The sequence below is a fragment of the Allobosea sp. GW823-FHT01F03 genome, assembly GCF_058798075.1.
This window is the reverse complement of record NZ_CM179505.1, coordinates 3936717-3953614: the sequence shown is the minus strand read 5'-3', so window position 1 is coordinate 3953614 and position 16898 is coordinate 3936717. Positions and strand designations below refer to the sequence as shown.

Genomic DNA, 16898 nt, shown 5'->3' with positions numbered 1-16898 from the left:
GGCAGGGTGAGGTGTAGGCCCTGTGACCAGTTCCGCGAGCGCTCACCGCGCCGCTGGGTTCAAGCCAACGTTTCCAGTCCGAACACCTCACCCCTGCCCCTCTCCTTCCAGGAGAGGGATCCCCGCGGGCGATGGTCGATGTCGTTGTCTTCAATACGATCTCGGCATGCCGAGCACATGCTCGGCGAGATAGGACAGGATCAGGTTGGTCGAGATCGGCGCAACCTGATAGAGCCGTGTCTCGCGGAATTTGCGCTCGACATCGTATTCCTCGGCGAAGCCGAAGCCGCCATGGGTCTGGATGCAGGCATTGGCCGCCTCGAAGGAGGCGTCGGCCGCGAGCATCTTGGCCATGTTGGCTTCCGCGCCCGGATTGGCGCCGGCCTCGTAGAGTCGGATCGCCTCGCGCACCATCAGCTCGGCGGCGCGCATATTGGCGTAGGCCTTCGCGATCGGGAACTGGATGCCCTGGTTCTGGCCGATCGGTCGGCCGAAGACCTGCCGCTCCCTTGCGTAGGCCGAGGCCTTCTCGATGAACCATTTCGCGTCGCCGACGCATTCGGCGGCGATCAGGATGCGCTCGGCATTCATGCCCGAGAGGATGTAGCGGAAGCCCTTGCCCTCCTCGCCGATCAGGTTCTCCGCCGGCACCTTCACATTGTCGAAGAAGACCTCGGTGGTGGCGTGGTTCATCATCGTTCGGATCGGCCGGATGGTGAGGCCCGCCTTCAGCGCCTCGCGCATGTCGAGGATGAAGACCGAGAGCCCGTCGGTGCGCTTGGCGACCTGCTCGCGCGGCGTGGTGCGGGCGAGCAGCAGCATCAGGTCGGATTGCGCGGCCCGGCTCGTCCAGATCTTCTGGCCGTTGACGAGGTAGTGGTCGCCCTGACGTCGGGCCGTGGTGCGCAGCGCGGTGGTGTCGGTGCCGCTCGTCGGCTCGGTGACGCCGAAGGCCTGGAGGCGCAACTCGCCCGAGGCGATTCTGGGTAGGTATTGCTGCTTCTGCGCGTCGGAGCCGTGGCGCAGAAGCGTGCCCATCACATACATCTGGGCATGGCAGGCCGCGCCGTTGCAGCCCTGGCGCTGGATCTCCTCCATGATCACGGCGGCGGCCGAAAGGGGGAGGCCGGCGCCGCCATAGGTCTCGGGGATCAGCGCCGAGAGGAAGCCGCTCTGCGTCAGCGCGGTCACGAACTCGGTGGGATAGGCCATCTCGCGGTCGAGCCTGCGCCAGTACTCGCCCGGAAAATCGGCGCAGAGCCTGGCGACGGCGTCGCGGATTTCGGTGTGCTCGGGCTGCGTCATCGGATCAACTCAGGCCGTGCGTGCCGTCTTGGGCGCGAATTCCTGGCGCAGCGCCGCCTCGTGCTCGCCGAGCGCCGGCACGCGCCGCAGCAGCGTGCGCTCTCCGTCGACGATCGCCGGCGGCGCCAGCACCTCGACCGGGCCGTTCGGCGTCTCGACCGGCAGCGCCGTCGCGGCGGGATGGCTGATCAGGTCGCCGACATGCGAGACCGTGCCATAGGCGATGCGCGCCTTGTCGAGCGCCGCCGTCGTCTCGGCGAAGCCGCGCGGCGCGAGAATGGCCTGGATCGCCGCGTCGAGCACGGCGCGGTTGCGCACGCGCAGCACATTGGTCGCGAAGCGCGGATCGTCGGCGAGCGCGTCGTCGCGCAGCACGTCGCGGGCGAGGATGCGCCATTCCGGCTCGCTCTGCACCGCCAGCAGCACCTCGGCATCGGCCAGGCGGAAGACGCCATAGGGGGCGATCGAGGGATGGGCGAGGCCGAGCTTCGGCGGCTCAATCCCGCCATAGCGCCGGGTGAGATATGGCACGTTCATCAGATCGGCGATGGTGTCGAACAGGGAGAGCTGGATCTGCGAGCCCTGGCCCGTGCGGGCTCGCCGCAGCAGTGCCTCCAGGATCGCGGCATAGGCGGCGTTGCCGGTGGCGATGTCGGCGATCGAGACGCCGATCCGCATCGGCCCCGAGCTCTCGCTGCCGGTGATCGCCGAGAGGCCCGCCTCGGCCTGGATCAGGAGGTCATAGGCCTTGCGGGTGTAGTGCGGCGTGCCCGGCGCATAGCCGGAAATGTCGCAGGTGATCAGCTTCGGGTAGCGTTGGCGCAACTCGGCCGAGCCGATGCCGAGTCGGCCGGTGGCGCCGGGCGCGAGGTTCTGGATGAAGACGTCGGCCTGCGCCAGCATGGCCTCGACCAGAGCGAGGTCGCCCGGATTCTTGAGGTCGACCCGGCAGGATTCCTTGCCGCGATTGATCCAGACGAAATAGGAGGACAGCCCCTCGGCGTAATCGTCATAGCCGCGCGAGAAATCGCCTTCCGCCCGTTCGAGCTTGATGATGCGTGCCCCGGCATCGGCGAGGCGGCAGCTCGCAACCGGCGCCGCGACCGCCTGTTCCAGCGCCACCACCAGGATTCCTTCCAGAGCATCCGTCATCTTGATCTGCTAGTCCGCCTATTGCCGTCACGCGTTCCACCAGCCCTCGATCCTTCGAGACGCAGCCTGACGCATTGCTGCTCAGGATAAGGGCTGAAGATGTCGCGAGAGGCCGTCCTCGTGCTCTCCAAGTCAAATAATCTTTTGCGATGGGGGGCATAGCGCCGCCGGCTCGCAGGTCGGGCGAGGGACTATAGAAAATCGCTATGGGCTTCATCGCTTTATCCTACTTGTGACCTCGGCCTGCCTATGCGCCCCTTCGCCATGGTTCAGGCGCCGCAAAAGAGCGCCGGCCCCGTTTCGCGGATACCAGGGAGGAAATCATGGTGAGGATGAAACTGGCGGTGGCGGGTGCCGCCTTGGCCGGCGTGCTGGCGTCGCTGCCGGCGCTGGCACAGGACAAGCCGAAGGAACTCGTGGTCGGCATCGCGACCTTCCTCTCCGGTCCGGCTTCGGTGTTCGGCGTGCCCGGCAAGAACGCGGCCGACCTGCTGATCGAGGAGCTCAACGCCAAGGGCGGTATTCTCGGCGTGCCGGTGAAGCCGGTCTATGTCGACGAGGGCGCCGGCACCAACCAGCTCCTCTCCGAATATCGCCGCGTCGTCCAGGAACAGGGCGCGCAGGTCATGCTGGGGGCGATCTCGTCGGGCTCCTGCAACGCGCTGGCCCCGGTCGCGGAAGACCTCAAGGTCGTCAACGTGATGTGGGATTGCGGCACGCAGACCATTTTCGAGGACGGAAAGTGGAAATACTCCGTCCGCACGCAAGGGCATGCCGGGGCCGAGATGATGGCGACGCTGCTCTACCTGATGAAGACCAAGCCCGACTTCAAGTCGATCGCGGTGGTCAACCAGGACTATGCCTGGGGCCGTGAATCCTGGGCTCTGTTCCAGGCCGGGCTGAAGGCGCTGAAGCCCGATGTGAAGGTCGTGGCCGAGCTCTTCCCGAAATTCGGCGCGCCTGATTTCTCGACCGAGATCACGCGGCTCTCGGCGCTGCGGCCGGATGTCGTGCTCTCGACCTCCTGGGGCGGCGACCTCGACACCTTCGTCCAGCAGGCTGCGGCGCGCGGGCTCCTGAAGCAGTCGACCTTCGTGCTGCCGCTGGCCGAAAGCTCACTGGAGCGGCTCGGCAACGTGCTGCCCGAGGGCGTCATCGTCGGCGCCCGCGGAGACCATTACTGGCTGCATCCGAAGACCAAGAACACGCCGGAGATGCAGGCCTTCGTCAAGAAGTACAAGGACAAGACCGGCGTCTATCCAATCTACCCGACCTTCCACATGCAGCAGGCCCTGACCGGCCTTGCCAAGGCCTATGAGAAGGCCGGGGCGTCAGCCGGCGGCAAATGGCCGAGCAAGGAACAGGTCATCGCCGCCTTCGAGGGACTGGAGTTCAAGTCGCTGACCGGCACGATCACCATCCGCGGGGACCATCAGGGGCTGGAGGACCAGATGCTCGGCACGACCAAGCGCGTGCCCGAATATCCCTTCGCGGTCTACGACAAGATGGCGCTCTATCCCGGCAAGCTGGTGACGACGCCGGTCGGCGAGAAGTCGCTCGACTGGTTCGCCAAGGCGACCCAGGCCCTGGTCAACGACAAGTCGATCGAGACCTTCGACTACGCGAAGTGAACGCCGGCGCCGCGCCCGTCATTCCGGACAAGCGGCTCTAGCCGCGCAGCCCCGGAAACCATCGTAGAGCGCAGTTCCCTGCGATGGATTCCGGCGTTCAGCTTCACTGCGGCCGGAATGACGGGGCCTGGTTGAATCAGGCTCTCAAGTACTTGAATCAGTTTCTGAAGAACGGTCTGCATGCCTCCTGAAATGCTTCTCCTCGCCGCGCTGGACGGCCTGGCCTATGGCTCGCTGATCTTTCTGGTCGCGGTGGGCTTGTCGCTGATCTTCGGCGTGCTCGGCATCATCAACGTCGCCCATGGCTCGTTCTACGCGATCGGCGCCTATGTCGCGGCGGCCGGCGTCCTCGCCATCGGCGCGATGGGCCTGCCCGCCTGGCTCGCTTTTCCCTTCCTGCTCGTCGCCGCCGCGCTGGTCGGAACCGTGGTCGGCGGTCTCGTCGAGATCGTGCTGTTGCGGCGGGTCTACGGCAAGGAGGAGGTGCTGCAGCTGATCGTCACCTTCGCGGTCTTCATGATCCTGGAGGACGCGCAGAAGGTGGTGTTCGGGGTGCAGCCCTATTTCGCCAATGCGCCGATGAACTGGCTCGGCACGGTCGAGGTCTTCGGCATCTTCTACACCAAATACCAGCTCATCCTGATGCCGTTGGTGGCGCTCGCCGTGCTCGTCGGCCTGCGCTTCTTCCTGCGCCGGACCCGTTTCGGCCGAGCCATCGTCGCGGTGACGCAGGACCGCGAGGCCGCGACGGCGATGGGCATCGACGCGGCTCGCGTCTACCTGATCACCTTCATCATCGGCGCCTCTCTGGCGGCTCTTGGCGGCGCGCTCGCCTCGGCCACGACCTCGCTGACGCCGGGCATCGGGGCGGGCACGCTGGTGCTCTCCTTCGCGGTCGCCGCCACCGCCGGGCTCGGACGCATCGAGGGCGCGGCGGTCGCGGCCCTGCTGATAGGCCTCGGGCGCTCCGCCGCGGTCTATTTCGCGCCAGAGTTCGACGTGCTGATCCCCTATCTCATCATGATGGTCGTGCTGCTGGTCCGTCCCCAGGGCCTGTTCTCGACCGTGCAGACGAGGAAGGTGTGATGGTGCGCCAGCTCGTCCTCGGCGCCGCGCTGCTCATCGCGCTCGCGCTCTTCCCGCTGTTCTCGCCCTGGTCGACGGTGATCCTGACCGTCGCGCTCTGCGAGGGGCTGGCGGCGCTCGGCATCATGGTGCTGCTGCGCGCCGGCCAGGTCTCCTTCGGTCATGGCCTGTTCTTCTCGTTCAGCGCCTATGCCGTTGCCTTCATGGCGGCCGCGAAGCTCGGCCATGAGGCGCTGATCCTGATCCCGGTCGCCACCGCGGCGTCGGGTCTGCTCGCCGCCATCGTCGGCCTGTTCATCGTGCGTTACCGGGCGATCTTCTTCGGCATGCTCAACCTCGCCATCTCCATGGTGTTCTTTTCGCTGCTGGAGAAGCTCTTTCCGATCACCGGCGGTGCCGACGGCAAACGCGTGCCGCGCCCGACGCTCGCCGGCATGGAATTCGGCCGCGAGCAGTTCGAGCTCTGGATCTTCTACATCACGCTCGGCCTCTGCCTCGTCGCCGCGCTCTTCGTCGCGCGCTATCTCACCTCGCCCGGCGGCAAGGCGCTGGAGGCGATCAAGTCGAACGAGACGCGGCTCGAATATCTCGGCGTCTCCCCGCGCAAGGTGCTGTTCGGAGCCTATCTGCTCTCGGGCCTGCTGGCGGGTCTGGGAGGAGCGGTCATCGCGCTCGTCTCCGGCCATGTCACGCCGGAGCTGGCCTATTGGGTGCGCTCCGGCGAGTTCGTCTTCATCGCCATTCTCGGCGGGATCGGCGGCGTTGCCGGGCCATTCCTCGGGGCGCTGATGTTCCAGATCATCCGCGGCTATGCGGCAGTCTACGCGCCCGAGACCTGGCATGCCGTGCTTGGCGTCATGCTGCTCGCCATCATCTTCTTCGCGCCGGCCGGGCTCTACGGCATCGCCACCGGCTCGCGCCGCAAGGAGGGCGGGCGATGAGCGTCATCCTCGAGGCCAGCGACCTCAATCTGCGCTTCGGCGGCGTGCAGGCGGCGAACGGCGCCTCGCTCAGGGTATCGGCCAATGAGCGCATCGCCATCATCGGTCCGAACGGCGCCGGCAAGACCACCTTCATCAATCTCTGCACCGGCTATCTCAAGCCGCAATCCGGCCGCGTCATCTTCGCGGGGCAGGACATCACCGCGCTCTCGCCGCGTGCCATCACCCGCCTCGGCATCGGCCGCTCCTTCCAGATCCCGCAGCTCTTCCTCGACAATACGGTGATCGACAACCTGCTGCTGGCGCTCTCCGCCCGCGAAGGCTCCTGGTCGCCTTTCCTGGTCATGGAGCGCCATCCGAAGGCGGATGAGATGTGGGCGCTGCTCGACATGGTCGGGCTGAAGGCGATCGGCGACCGCATCGTGCGCGAACTCCCGGAAGGCATGCGCAAGCTCGTCGACATCGCGGTGGCGCTCGCGCTCGAACCGAAGCTGATCTTCATGGACGAGCCGACCAGCGGCGTCTCCTCGACCGAGAAATTCGAGGTCATGGACACGCTGACGCGCGCGCTCGACGCTCGCGCCACCACAGCGATCTTCGTCGAGCACGATATGGACGTGGTCGCCCGCTACGCCAGCCGCGTCGCCGTCTGGTCCGGCGGCAGGATTGCGCTCGAAGGCTCGCCCGAGGAGATCCTGAACCATCCTGAGGTGCGCGAGACCGTGATCGGAGTGGGAGTCTGATCATGCTGGAGATCAAGGGACTTTCAGCCGAGATCGAGGGTGTGCAAGTGCTGCGCCGGGCGAATCTCTCGCTGGCCGAGGGCGCGACCGTGGCGCTGATCGGCCGCAACGGTGCCGGTAAGACCAGCCTGCTGCGCGCGATCATGGGCTTCATGAAGGTGACCGAGGGCGCGATCAGCTTCGATGGGCGCCCGCTCGACGCAGTCAAGGCACATCTGCGCCCGCGCCTCGGCATCGGCTACGCGCCGGAGGACCGGCGGCTTTTCCCGGCCTTCACCATCGAGGAGAACATCCGCCTGCCGGCCGAGGTGATGAAGCTGCCGGCGGCCGAGATCGCGCGCCGGCTGGACGGGATCTACGCCGTGCTGCCCGAGCTCGCCGAACTGCGCCACCGGCCGGCGGCGGGTCTCTCCGGCGGCCAGGGCAAGATGGCGGCGCTGGCGCGGGCTCTGATGATCGGCAGCCGGGTGATCCTGCTCGACGAGCCCTTCCAGGGCCTCGCCCCGGTGCTGGCGAACCGCTATGCGGCGGCGCTGCGGACCTTGCGCGACAGCCACCCCGACATCGCCCTGCTGATCACCGAATCCAATCCGAGCCTGCTGCGCAATTTCGCCGAGAAGGCCTATGCCATAGAGCGCGGCGAAGTCAGCGAGGCTGCGCTGGCGGCAAGCTCGCTCGCCGCGGCCGGGCTGCATTGAGACCCATGCGCATCTCGGTGCCGTGTGGAAGAGAGCGGGCGAGGGGATGGCCGCATGCCGCCCGCTGCGATTCGTCGTGCGGCCAGTGCAGGGCATCTGATCGCACGGCCGACTATCGCCAGCCCTGACGATCCCTCACAAGGGGCGCCACAGGTCGAGGCTCGCCTCACAGGACTCGCCTCGCAGGACTTGGAAGGATTTTACATGACCCAGCATTTCATCAACGGCCGTTATGTGGCCGGCCGCACCGGCGAGACCATGGCCGTGCTCGCTCCGGCGACCGGCGAGGAATTCACCCGCATCGCCTGCGGCAACGCGCAGGACATCGACGATGCCGTGAAGGCGGCGCAGGCCGCCTATGAAGGCGCCTGGGGCAAGCTCACCGTCGCCGAGCGCGGTCGGCTGATCTCCAAGCTCGCCCTGAAGGTCCAGGACCATTTCGAGGAGCTGGCCAAGATCGAGGCGCAGGACACCGGCAAGCCGATGGCGCAGGCGCGGGCCGATATCGAGGCGACCGCCCGCTATTTCGAGTTCTATGGCGGCGCCGCCGACAAGGTGCACGGCCACATCATCCCGTTCCTCAACGGCTACAGCGTCAACGTCGTCCATCAGCCCTATGGCGTCACTGGCCATATCCTGCCGTGGAACTATCCGGCGCAGATGATTGGCCGCTCGCTGACCGCTTCGCTCGCCATGGGCAATGCGGTCGTGCTGAAGCCGGCCGAGGATGCCTGCCAGAGCGCGCTGCGGCTGGCCGAGCTCGCCTCGGAGGTCGGCTTCCCCGATGGCGCGATCAACATCGTCACCGGCCGCGGCCATGAGGCCGGCGAGGCGCTCTGCCGCAATCCCGGCGTCGGCTTCATCTCCTTCACCGGTTCGCCGCAGGTCGGCCAGATCATCCAGAAGGCCTGCGCCGATAATTTCATCACCTGCACGCTCGAGCTCGGCGGCAAGTCTCCGCAGATCATCTTCGACGACGCCGATTTCGACGCCGCGATCCCGACCGTCTGCAAGGCCATCGTCCAGAACACCGGGCAGACCTGCTCGGCCGGCAGCCGCGTGCTCGTCCAGAAGAACGTCTATGACGACTTCATCGGCGCCGTCGCCAAGGAGTTCACCAAGCTGCGCGCCGGCACGCCGGAGATGGACCTCGATTGCGGCCCGGTGATCAACGCCAAGCAGCGCGCCCGGGTGCAGAGCTTCATCGACCAGGCCCGCGAGCAGGGTATCCCGGTCCTCGCCGAGGGCGCGATCGCCCAGGGCGTGCCGAATGGCGGCTTCTATGTGACGCCGACGCTGTTCGGCCAGGTGCCGCGCGGCAACCGGCTGGAGCAGGAAGAGGTGTTCGGGCCGGTGCTCGCCGCCTTCTCCTTCGAGGATGAGGAGGATGCGGTCCGGCTCGCAAACTCCACGGACTATGGCCTCGTCGCCGGTGTCTGGACCGGTAATGGCGGGCGCCAGCAGCGCGTCGCCAAGCGCGTCCGCGCCGGCCAGGTCTTCATCAACGGCTATGGTGCCGGCGGCGGCATCGAACTGCCCTTCGGTGGCACCGGCAAGAGCGGTCATGGCCGCGAGAAGGGCTTCATGGCCCTGGAGGAGTTCGCGGTCACCAAGACCATCGTGCACAAGCACGGCTGAGTTCCTAAGCTCTGCGAGGATCGCCGGGCGGGCGCGCTCCCGTCCGTCTCCGGCGATCCCGACTGCGCTCTTTCGAAAAGGGCTCTTGCGCCGGCCTCCGGGCCGCGTATGCAATGATGGTCATGGGCACCCGGCCGGCAGGCGACACCGTCGATATTCTCGAATCGCTGCTGGCGCCCCTGCAGGACCGGCGCATTCTCGATATCGGCTGCGGCCGGGGATATCTCTTGCGCGCGCTCGCTGAACGTGGCGCCCGCATGGCTGGCGTCGATCCGGACGAGGCGGCGCTGGAGGCGGCGCGCAGGCTCGTCCCGAAGGCCCAGCTTCACAAGGCGGGCGCGCGGCATCTGCCCTGGGGCGATGCCTCCATGCATGCGGCGATCTTTCTCAACAGCCTGCATCACGTGCCGGTCCCCGAGATGCTGCCGGCGCTCGAGGAGGCGGCCCGCGTCGTCGGCAAAGGTGGCACCGTCATCGTCGTCGAGCCGCTCTCGGAGGGGACCTTCTTCGATGCGCTGCGCCTGATCGAGGACGAGACCGAGGTCCGCCAGGCGGCCCAGGAGGCGATCGTCAGGGCGTTGCGTCGCGGCGTCGTCAGCGAGCAACGCCGGATCGAATTCGATCGGATCGAGGCTTTTCCGGATCTCGCCGCCTTCATCGCGCGCGCGATTGCGGCCGACCCGGCGCGCGAGGCGCAGGCGCTGGCGGCGCGCGGCAAGCTGCAGGCCCGCTTCGAGACGCTGTCGGAGCGCGACGAGCGCGGCTATCTCCTGCACCAGCCGATCCGGCTGCACCATCTCAAGGTGCCGGTCGGGTCGCGCCCGGTGGTCAATCCGGCCCTGTTCGGCTGAGCCTTCGGCTCAGCCGCTTGCTGTGCCGCCCGGCGCGCGCGGTTCCTTCACCCGCCCGGGCCACTCCGCGGTGAGCCCCGGCTGGACCGGCCGCTCCAGATAGGTCGAGAGCACGACATAGCTGCGCGTCGCGGTGACGCCGGGCACGTCGTAGATCTTCGCCAGCAGGCCTTCGAGCGCGTGCGTGCTCTCGGTGCGGACCTTCAGCAGCATGCAGGTGTCGCCGGCGACGGAATGGATCTCCTCCACCTCGGGGTGGGCCTCGATCGCCAGCAGCGTTGTCGTCTTGCCCCAGCCGGTGGTGTCGACATGGATGAAGGCGAGCAGCGTCTTGCCGGTCGCTTCCGGCTCGATCAGCGCGGCGACCCGTCTGATCGCCCCCGACCGGCGCAGCCGCTTCACCCGCTCATGCGCCGCCGGCCGCGACAGGCCGACGCGCTCGCCGAGTTCGGCATAGCTCGTGGTCGCATCCTCGACGAGCACGCCTAACAGCTTTCGGTCCATCGCATCGAGTTCGCGCTCGGAAGCACGGCCGCGCCGAACCCCATCTGTTTTTTCGAGCATTCGATATTCTCCGATTGAACCGGAATGCAGTTCGATCAATTTGCCGAAATGACGAATGCAGATCAAATCACCTCTCGGGTTCCGGCGGCCGCCTATGCGCTCTGCCTGTGCATCGGGCTGATCGGCGCGAATTCGCTGGCGCTTGGACCGATCGCGCCGCGCGTCGCCGAGAGCTTCGCGACCGGCGTGCCGGCGGTGATGACGGCCTCGGCCGCCTTCGGCCTCGGCACGGCGGCGAGCGCCCTGCTGCTCGCCGGACTGATCGACCGCTTCGGGCCGGGGCGGATGCTGCGCCATGCGCTGCTCGCCTTTCTCGTCGCGCTCGTGGCGAGTGCGGCCGCGCCGGTCCTGCCGGCTTTCATCGGCGCGCAATTGCTGGCCGGGCTCGCCGCGGGCGTCGCGCTTCCTGCGATCTACACGCTCGCCGCGTTGGCGTCGCCGCCCGGTCGCGAGAGCGATACGCTTGGCGTCGTCCTGTTCGGCTGGACGTTGAGCATGGTCGCGGGCGTCTCGCTTTCGGCGGTGATCGCCGATCTCTTCGGCTGGCGCATGGTTTACGGCATCGTCGTCATCGCCGGCTTCGCGGCCGTCGCTGGAACCACCAAGCTCACCGCCGGTGGAAGCACGACTGGCCGCGCCGCGCCGTCGCCGCTCTCGGCCCTGCGCGTTCCCGGCATCGCGCCGCTGCTTCTCGCCTGCGCTGCCTTCATGGCCTCGTTCTACGGCGTCTACGCCTATGTCGGCGACCATCTGCACCGGGCGCTGGGTCTGCCCGTCAGCGCCGCCGGCCTGCTCGCCCTCTGCTACGGTCTCGGCTTCGGCGCGACCGCCTTTCTCGACCGCTGGATCGATCGCCTCGGCCCGGCCCGGCTGCTGCCGCTGTTCTTCGCGGTGGTCGGCGGCGTCTATCTGCTGATGAGCCTGGCCGCAGGCTCCTATCCCGCACTGCTCGCCGTGATGTTCGGCTGGGGCATGGCCAATCACGCCGCGCTGAACGTGCTGATCCTCAGGCTGGCCGCGCTCGATCCGGCCCGCCGCGGCGCGATCATGGGCCTCAACAGCGGCGTGACCTATCTCGCGCTCTTCGTCGGCACGAGCGGGTTCGGGCCGCTCTATGCCCGCGCCGGCTTCGCGGCGCTCCCGGCGCTGGCGGTGGTTCTGATGTCGACGGCCGCTCTGGTCACCGCGCTCGCCTCTCGCGCTACGGCGACCGGCAACCAGCCCGCGGAATAGGCCTCACATCTGGATGATGTGCCGGATCGTCCGGCCTTCATGCAGCGCGTCGAAGCCCTCATTGATGCCGTCGAGCGGGCTCGAACTGGTCCAGAGCTTGTCGACCGGCAGGCGGCCGCGCTGATAGAGGTCGATGAAGCGGGGAATGTCGCGCACCGGGATGCAGGAGCCGACATAGGACCCCTTCAGCGTGCGCTCCTCCCCGACGAGCCTCACCGGCGCCAGCGACATCGTATGGGCGGGGTTGGCGAGGCCGGCAGTCGTGGTCGTGCCGCCGCGCCGGGTGATCTGGTAGGCGAGTTCCAGCGCCTTGACCGAGCCGGCCATTTCGAGGCCGTGGTCGACACCGCCCTTCGTGGCGGCGCGGATCGCTTCGACCACGTCCGGCGCGCCGGCGTTGAAGGTGTCGGTGGCGCCGAGTTCGCGGGCGATTTTCAGCTTCTCGTCGGAGAGGTCGACGGCGATGACGCGCGAGGCGCCGCAGGCGACGGCGCCGAGCAAAGCGGAGAGTCCGACGCCGCCGAGGCCGACCACCGCAGCCGTCTCGCCGGCGCGGACCTTGGCGGTGTTCACGGCGGCGCCGACGCCGGTCAGCACGGCGCAACCGAACAGGGCCGCGATCTCGTGCGGGATGTCGGCCTCGATCTTGACCAGCGAGTGCCGCGACATCACCGCATGCTCGGCGAAGGCGGAGACGCCGACATGATGGTTGACCGGCTTGCCGTTCTGCGAGAGCCGGCGCCCGCCGGCCATCAGTTCGCCGACGCCATTGGCGGCATTGCCGGGTTCGCACAGGGCAGGGCGCCCCTCGCTGCAGGGCGCGCAATGGCCGCAGGACGGGACGAAGACCATGATGACACGGTCGCCTTTCCTGAGATCGGTGACGCCGGGACCGACCTCTTCGACCTCGCCGGCCGCCTCATGGCCGAGCACCATCGGCACCGGCCGCGGCCGGTTGCCGTCGATGACCGAGAGATCGGAATGGCAGAGGCCGGCGGCCCGGACCTTGACCAGCACTTCGCCCATGCCGGGCGGGGCGAGCTCGACCTCCTCGATCCGGAGCGGCTTCGACTGCGCATAGGGCGCGGCGACGGGGCTGGCATGGAGGACGGCGGCACGGGTCTTCAAGGCGTATCCTCGCATCGTATGCTTCGTTGGTCGCAGCCCTCATCCTGAGGAGCGATCGCAGATCGCGTCTCGAAGGATGGACGAGTTGTCTCCAGAACCTGCTGGAGCATCCTTCGAGACGCCGCTTCGTGGCTCCTCAGGATGAGGGCTGAGGATGTCCGGGAGAGTGGGCGCCGAAGCTGCCGGCTGTCAAAGACGAAATGCCGATCAGCCATATAAGGCCGGCCGATCGCCGTCCTCGCCCAGCGTCGCGGCCCAGCTTTCGTCGGTGACGAGGCCGCGCAGGATATCCCAGGAGAGCTGGCCGATGGCTCGCGCCGCCGCCGGCATCGGCCGCTCGGTCGAATAGGCGAGATGGACCTTGCGATAGAGCGAAGGCTGCTCGATCGGCCAGGTCCGGAAGATGCCGGCCTTTTCCTGCGCCCTCACTGCCATGCGCGGCAGGATGCCGTAGCCGAGGCCGCGCTCTGCCAGCCGCTTGATCTGCGCATAGGATTCGATCTCGACGGCGGCATGGACCGTGGCGTTGATGTCGGCCGCCGCCTCGTCGATCTGGTCGCGCAGGCCATGGCCCGGTCCCGGCAGGATCAGGTCGAGCCCCACCGCCTCGGCCAGCGTCACCGGCTTGCCGGGCGCGGTTCCGAGCGCGGTCAGTCCCGGCACGGCGAACAGGCAGAGCTCCTCGGTCAGGACGTGATGGATGCCGAGGCCCTTCGGGTCCGAGGTCGAGTAGATCACGGCGAGATCGACCTCGCCCTTGCGCAGCCAATCGAGCACGAAGCCGCTCATCGCCTCGGCGATCCGGATGCGCACCGCCGGGTAACGCTCCTTCGCCGCTTCGATCAGCGGCACGCTGAACTGTTCGCTGACCGTCCCCGGCAGGCCGATGCGGACCTCGCCGGCCGGCGCGACCGTCTCGCCGCGCACGCAATCGCGCAAGCCGGCGAACTCCGCGAGGATGGTGCGGGCCCGCTCCAGCAGGCGCTCGCCGGCCTCGGTCGCCACCACGCCGCGCGTTCCGCGGTGCAGAAGAGCCACGCCGAGCTCGTCCTCCATATGCCGCAGATGCTGGCTCAGGGCCGGCTGGGCCACACGCAGCTTGGTCGCAGCCTTCGAGAAAGAGCCCTGTTCGACAATGGCCGTGAAGTAGCGCAACTGGCGCAGATCCATCGTCGTTCCAGACCCTCCAACCCATCGGTGCCATCGGGCTGCCGGCGGCAGCTTTCGCTTATGCAGACTAGAGCGAAGGCTTATTGGCCGTCCACTGGGGGCGCGTGCAAGCTTCCGCGGCGGCAAAGGCCGGGCAGCGGGACAGACCCGGCGTCGCTCTCAACCCAGGAGGAACGCCATGTCGAAGCTCATCACATCGCCGACCAGCCGCCGCGGCTTCTTCTCGGGAGCGGCGGCGCTCGCCGTCGGTGCAAGCCTGCCGGCTGCCGCGCCGGTGCTGGCCAAGGCGCCGCTCGCGGGCAGCCAGGCGCCGTATTTCTACCGCTTCGCGCTGGGGCAGGCCGAGGTCAGCGTCGTCTCGGACGGGCCGCTGCCGCTCGGCGATCCCGGCAGCAACTTCGCCGGCGTCTCCAAGGAGGAGGTCTACAAGATGCTGGAGACGAATTTCCTCCCCAAGGACAATGTCGTGCTCGAGCAGAACATCCCGATCGTCAATTTCGGCGACCGGCTGGTGATGTTCGACACCGGCATGGGCTTCTCGAAGGCGTTCGGGCCGACCACCGGGCGGCTGCTCAAGAGCATGCAGGAAGCCGGCATCAACCCCGGCGACATCGACGCCATCGTCTGCAGTCATGCCCATATCGACCATATCGGCGGCATCTGCTCGGCCGAGGGCAAGGCCCATTTCCCCAACGCCCAGATCTATCTCAGCCAGACCGATTTCGATTTCTGGACCGATGAGAGCAAGCTCGGCTCGCCGCTCAAGGTCTTCATCGAGCATGCGCGCGCCAATCTCCTGCCGGTGCGCGACCGCATCGTCTTCTTCAAGGACGGACAGGAGTTCCTGCCCGGCGTGCAAGCCATCGCCGCGCCCGGCCACACCTTCGGCCATCACATCTTCCTGGTCTCCTCGGGTGGAAAATCCTTCGCCTTCCTCGGCGACCTCACCCACCATGCCGTGCTGCTGCTGGAGAAGCCGCTGATGGAGTTCGCCTATGACAGCGACCCCAAGCAGGCGGCTCAGTCGCGGGTGAAGCTGCTCGGCATGCTGGCCGAGAGCAAGACGCCGGTGATGTCCTATCATTTCGCCTGGCCCGGCTTCGGCAATCTCGCCAGGGCCGGAGAAGGTTTCCGCTATTACCCGGCGCCGATGCAGATGCTGCGCGGCTGAGCCGAGTCCGGGACAGCAGCAAGGCCCCGGCCGGCCTGCTATGGCGGCGCGGCCACGATGTCAGGCTCCCGCGCCGAAAAAGGCGCGGGGCGGGTGCATCGCGCATTTGTGTGGCCATCCGGCGAGCCAGAACGGAGTAGCCCGTATGCTCTCCCAAGGTGCGGGCCTTTGCCGTTCTCGTATGGTTAAGATGTGTTACCAAATTTCTGAAAGCACTCGTTCGCGTCGCGTAGGGGGACGGTGGCCGGCCCGGCATGGCTGGCCTCGTCGCCTTCGGCATGGAGTATCGTCATGCTCATGGGGGTCGACGGATTTGCACTGACGCCGACCGCGAATTTCCTGGCCTACCCGAGGCTTCACGACGAATGCCGCTACCCGCCGGGCTGGAAGCTCGCGGGGCGCGGAGAGCCGATCGACGCGGTGGTCCTGACGGTCGCCGTCCCGGATCACGCGCTGCGCACCATCCTCGGCCATGTCGGCGATCCGCTGGTGCCGATCGTCAGCCTCGTTCCGGACGATCGTCAATGCATCGACGCGGCCGGGCAGGGCGAGCAATTTGCCTGGGAACGCGCCTATGCGATCCAGGCCCGGCTGCGCGAAATGCCGGTGAGCATCCGCCACAGCGCCGCGCCCGAGGACCTCCTGCTCGCCCGGGTCTATTCGCGGGGGCAGGGGCTGGCGCCGGTCCATGATCCCGGCTCGCGCGATCTGGTGCGCTACCCGGTCGCCGGACCGCTCGAGAACGTCTCGGAGCTGGCGGTGGGGCTCGACAACAAGGGCTATCTCACGCGCCGCTTCTTCGACCGTCTCTTCTGCTGTCCGCAATGCCGTTCGGCGCATCTCTCTGTGCGTGAGGAGTGCCATTCCTGTCGCTCCGCCAATATCAGCGAGGAGGTGGTCGTCCATCATTTCCAATGCGCGCATGAGGCACCGGAAACGCAGTTTCGCAGCCATGGCGGCTTCAAATGCCCGAAATGCGCCCGGCCCTTGCGTCATATCGGCCTCGATTACGACAAGCCCGGCTCGATCAGTCGCTGCGACGATTGCGGGGCGATCAACGACAAGCCCGCGGTCGGCTTCAAATGCATGGACTGCGGCGCTCATCACGCGCCGGATCAGGTTCCGGCGCGGACCTGGTATTCCTACAGCCTGACCGCAGCCGGCCAGCGCCGCCTGCTCCACGGTGCAGATCGTGCCGGCCTGCCGGCCGGCCCGGGAGCCGATCGCTTCCGTCTGCTGCTCGAGCATACGCGGAAGGAGCAGCGCGAGTTCGGCTCGCCCTTTCAGGTCGCGAACATCAGCTTCGCCAATCGCGATGCGATCGCGGCGCGGGATCTGCGACTCTGGGAGCAGAGCATGCAGCTCGTCGGCGATGCCCTGCACAGCGCATTGCGCGAGGTCGATGCGGTGCGCGAGCATGCCGAGGGCTTTCTGATCCTGATGCCGCGTACCGGACCGCACGATGCCGCACGTGCCCTGCAGCAGGCCTCCGCCCGGATTCGCGACGTCCTGAAGGTCGACCCCGGCTTTCGCTTCACGCTGATAGAGGACGTCGCGATCGAGGGCCTCTTCAACCGGCGGGCCTGA

15 protein-coding genes are annotated in these 16898 nt (G+C 67.4%); 10 read left to right on the top strand and 5 right to left on the bottom strand.

Going from position 1 to position 16898, the window contains the following annotated elements; all coding sequences use genetic code 11:
* Positions 1-150: 150 nt before the first annotated feature.
* Positions 151-1305: an acyl-CoA dehydrogenase family protein gene (locus AC3RCC_RS18975; protein WP_492256233.1), complete on the bottom strand. Its 1155-nt coding sequence runs from the start codon at positions 1303-1305 to the stop codon at positions 151-153.
* 9 nt (positions 1306-1314) lie between these two features.
* Positions 1315-2457, bottom strand: coding sequence for a CaiB/BaiF CoA transferase family protein (locus tag AC3RCC_RS18970; protein ID WP_492256232.1), 1143 nt, complete (start codon positions 2455-2457; stop codon positions 1315-1317).
* Positions 2458-2780: 323 nt separating this feature from the next.
* Here AC3RCC_RS18970 and AC3RCC_RS18965 point away from each other — a divergent pair, with 323 nt between their 5' ends.
* From AC3RCC_RS18965 to AC3RCC_RS18935, 7 genes are all read left to right on the top strand, one after another.
* Positions 2781-4088, top strand: a complete 1308-nt coding sequence (locus tag AC3RCC_RS18965; protein WP_291638282.1) for an ABC transporter substrate-binding protein — start codon at positions 2781-2783, stop codon at positions 4086-4088.
* A gap of 180 nt (positions 4089-4268) precedes the next feature.
* A complete protein-coding gene (locus AC3RCC_RS18960) occupies positions 4269-5174 on the top strand; it encodes a branched-chain amino acid ABC transporter permease (protein WP_291638283.1) in 906 nt (301 codons plus the stop codon).
* Positions 5174-6115, top strand: coding sequence for a branched-chain amino acid ABC transporter permease (locus AC3RCC_RS18955; RefSeq protein WP_492256231.1), 942 nt, complete (start codon positions 5174-5176; stop codon positions 6113-6115). Before AC3RCC_RS18960 ends, AC3RCC_RS18955 begins: the two co-directional genes overlap by 1 nt.
* Positions 6112-6858: an ABC transporter ATP-binding protein gene (locus tag AC3RCC_RS18950; protein WP_452118152.1), complete on the top strand. Its 747-nt coding sequence runs from the start codon at positions 6112-6114 to the stop codon at positions 6856-6858. The genes AC3RCC_RS18955 and AC3RCC_RS18950 overlap by 4 nt, the downstream gene beginning before the upstream one ends.
* A 2-nt stretch (positions 6859-6860) precedes the next feature.
* Complete coding sequence (locus AC3RCC_RS18945) at positions 6861-7556, top strand: ABC transporter ATP-binding protein (protein ID WP_492256230.1); 696 nt, start codon at positions 6861-6863, stop codon at positions 7554-7556.
* Between the two features lie 204 nt (positions 7557-7760).
* Positions 7761-9194 carry an aldehyde dehydrogenase family protein gene (locus AC3RCC_RS18940; RefSeq protein ID WP_492256229.1) on the top strand — a complete coding sequence of 478 codons (1434 nt, stop codon included), beginning with the start codon at positions 7761-7763 and terminating at the stop codon, positions 9192-9194.
* 122 nt (positions 9195-9316) lie between these two features.
* Positions 9317-10045 carry a class I SAM-dependent methyltransferase gene (locus AC3RCC_RS18935; protein ID WP_492256228.1) on the top strand — a complete coding sequence of 243 codons (729 nt, stop codon included), beginning with the start codon at positions 9317-9319 and terminating at the stop codon, positions 10043-10045.
* Between the two features lie 9 nt (positions 10046-10054).
* Here the strand turns inward: AC3RCC_RS18935 and AC3RCC_RS18930 are convergent, their stop codons facing one another.
* Positions 10055-10609: an Lrp/AsnC family transcriptional regulator gene (locus AC3RCC_RS18930; RefSeq protein WP_492256227.1), complete on the bottom strand. Its 555-nt coding sequence runs from the start codon at positions 10607-10609 to the stop codon at positions 10055-10057.
* 48 nt (positions 10610-10657) lie between these two features.
* Between AC3RCC_RS18930 and AC3RCC_RS18925 the strand changes: the two genes are divergently transcribed.
* Complete coding sequence (locus AC3RCC_RS18925) at positions 10658-11842, top strand: MFS transporter (RefSeq protein ID WP_492256226.1); 1185 nt, start codon at positions 10658-10660, stop codon at positions 11840-11842.
* Positions 11843-11845: 3 nt separating this feature from the next.
* Here the strand turns inward: AC3RCC_RS18925 and AC3RCC_RS18920 are convergent, their stop codons facing one another.
* Both AC3RCC_RS18920 and AC3RCC_RS18915 read right to left on the bottom strand, forming a co-directional pair.
* Entirely contained in the window at positions 11846-12970 is a 1125-nt protein-coding gene (locus AC3RCC_RS18920) for a zinc-dependent alcohol dehydrogenase family protein (RefSeq protein ID WP_291638291.1), read from the bottom strand.
* 207 nt (positions 12971-13177) lie between these two features.
* Positions 13178-14140, bottom strand: a complete 963-nt coding sequence (locus AC3RCC_RS18915; protein ID WP_291638292.1) for a LysR family transcriptional regulator — start codon at positions 14138-14140, stop codon at positions 13178-13180.
* A 190-nt stretch (positions 14141-14330) separates the two neighbouring features.
* Between AC3RCC_RS18915 and AC3RCC_RS18910 the strand changes: the two genes are divergently transcribed.
* Both AC3RCC_RS18910 and AC3RCC_RS18905 read left to right on the top strand, forming a co-directional pair.
* Positions 14331-15311 (top strand): MBL fold metallo-hydrolase, encoded by a 981-nt coding sequence (locus AC3RCC_RS18910; protein WP_492258803.1) that lies wholly within the window; start codon positions 14331-14333, stop codon positions 15309-15311.
* 291 nt (positions 15312-15602) lie between these two features.
* Positions 15603-16898, top strand: a complete 1296-nt coding sequence (locus tag AC3RCC_RS18905; RefSeq protein ID WP_492256225.1) for a TackOD1 domain-containing metal-binding protein — start codon at positions 15603-15605, stop codon at positions 16896-16898.

Bases quoted from the DNA above. Each gene is read 5' to 3' on its own strand.
- AC3RCC_RS18975 (WP_492256233.1), bottom strand. From the start codon at position 1,305: ATGACGCAGCCCGAGCACACCGAAATCCGCGACGCCGTCGCCAGGCTC.
- AC3RCC_RS18970 (WP_492256232.1), bottom strand. From the start codon at position 2,457: ATGACGGATGCTCTGGAAGGAATCCTGGTGGTGGCGCTGGAACAGGCG.
- AC3RCC_RS18965 (WP_291638282.1), top strand. From the start codon at position 2,781: ATGGTGAGGATGAAACTGGCGGTGGCGGGTGCCGCCTTGGCCGGCGTG.
- AC3RCC_RS18960 (WP_291638283.1), top strand. From the start codon at position 4,269: ATGCCTCCTGAAATGCTTCTCCTCGCCGCGCTGGACGGCCTGGCCTAT.
- AC3RCC_RS18955 (WP_492256231.1), top strand. From the start codon at position 5,174: ATGGTGCGCCAGCTCGTCCTCGGCGCCGCGCTGCTCATCGCGCTCGCG.
- AC3RCC_RS18950 (WP_452118152.1), top strand. From the start codon at position 6,112: ATGAGCGTCATCCTCGAGGCCAGCGACCTCAATCTGCGCTTCGGCGGC.
- AC3RCC_RS18945 (WP_492256230.1), top strand. From the start codon at position 6,861: ATGCTGGAGATCAAGGGACTTTCAGCCGAGATCGAGGGTGTGCAAGTG.
- AC3RCC_RS18940 (WP_492256229.1), top strand. From the start codon at position 7,761: ATGACCCAGCATTTCATCAACGGCCGTTATGTGGCCGGCCGCACCGGC.
- AC3RCC_RS18935 (WP_492256228.1), top strand. From the start codon at position 9,317: ATGGGCACCCGGCCGGCAGGCGACACCGTCGATATTCTCGAATCGCTG.
- AC3RCC_RS18930 (WP_492256227.1), bottom strand. From the start codon at position 10,609: ATGCTCGAAAAAACAGATGGGGTTCGGCGCGGCCGTGCTTCCGAGCGC.
- AC3RCC_RS18925 (WP_492256226.1), top strand. From the start codon at position 10,658: ATGACGAATGCAGATCAAATCACCTCTCGGGTTCCGGCGGCCGCCTAT.
- AC3RCC_RS18915 (WP_291638292.1), bottom strand. From the start codon at position 14,140: ATGGATCTGCGCCAGTTGCGCTACTTCACGGCCATTGTCGAACAGGGC.
- AC3RCC_RS18905 (WP_492256225.1), top strand. From the start codon at position 15,603: ATGCTCATGGGGGTCGACGGATTTGCACTGACGCCGACCGCGAATTTC.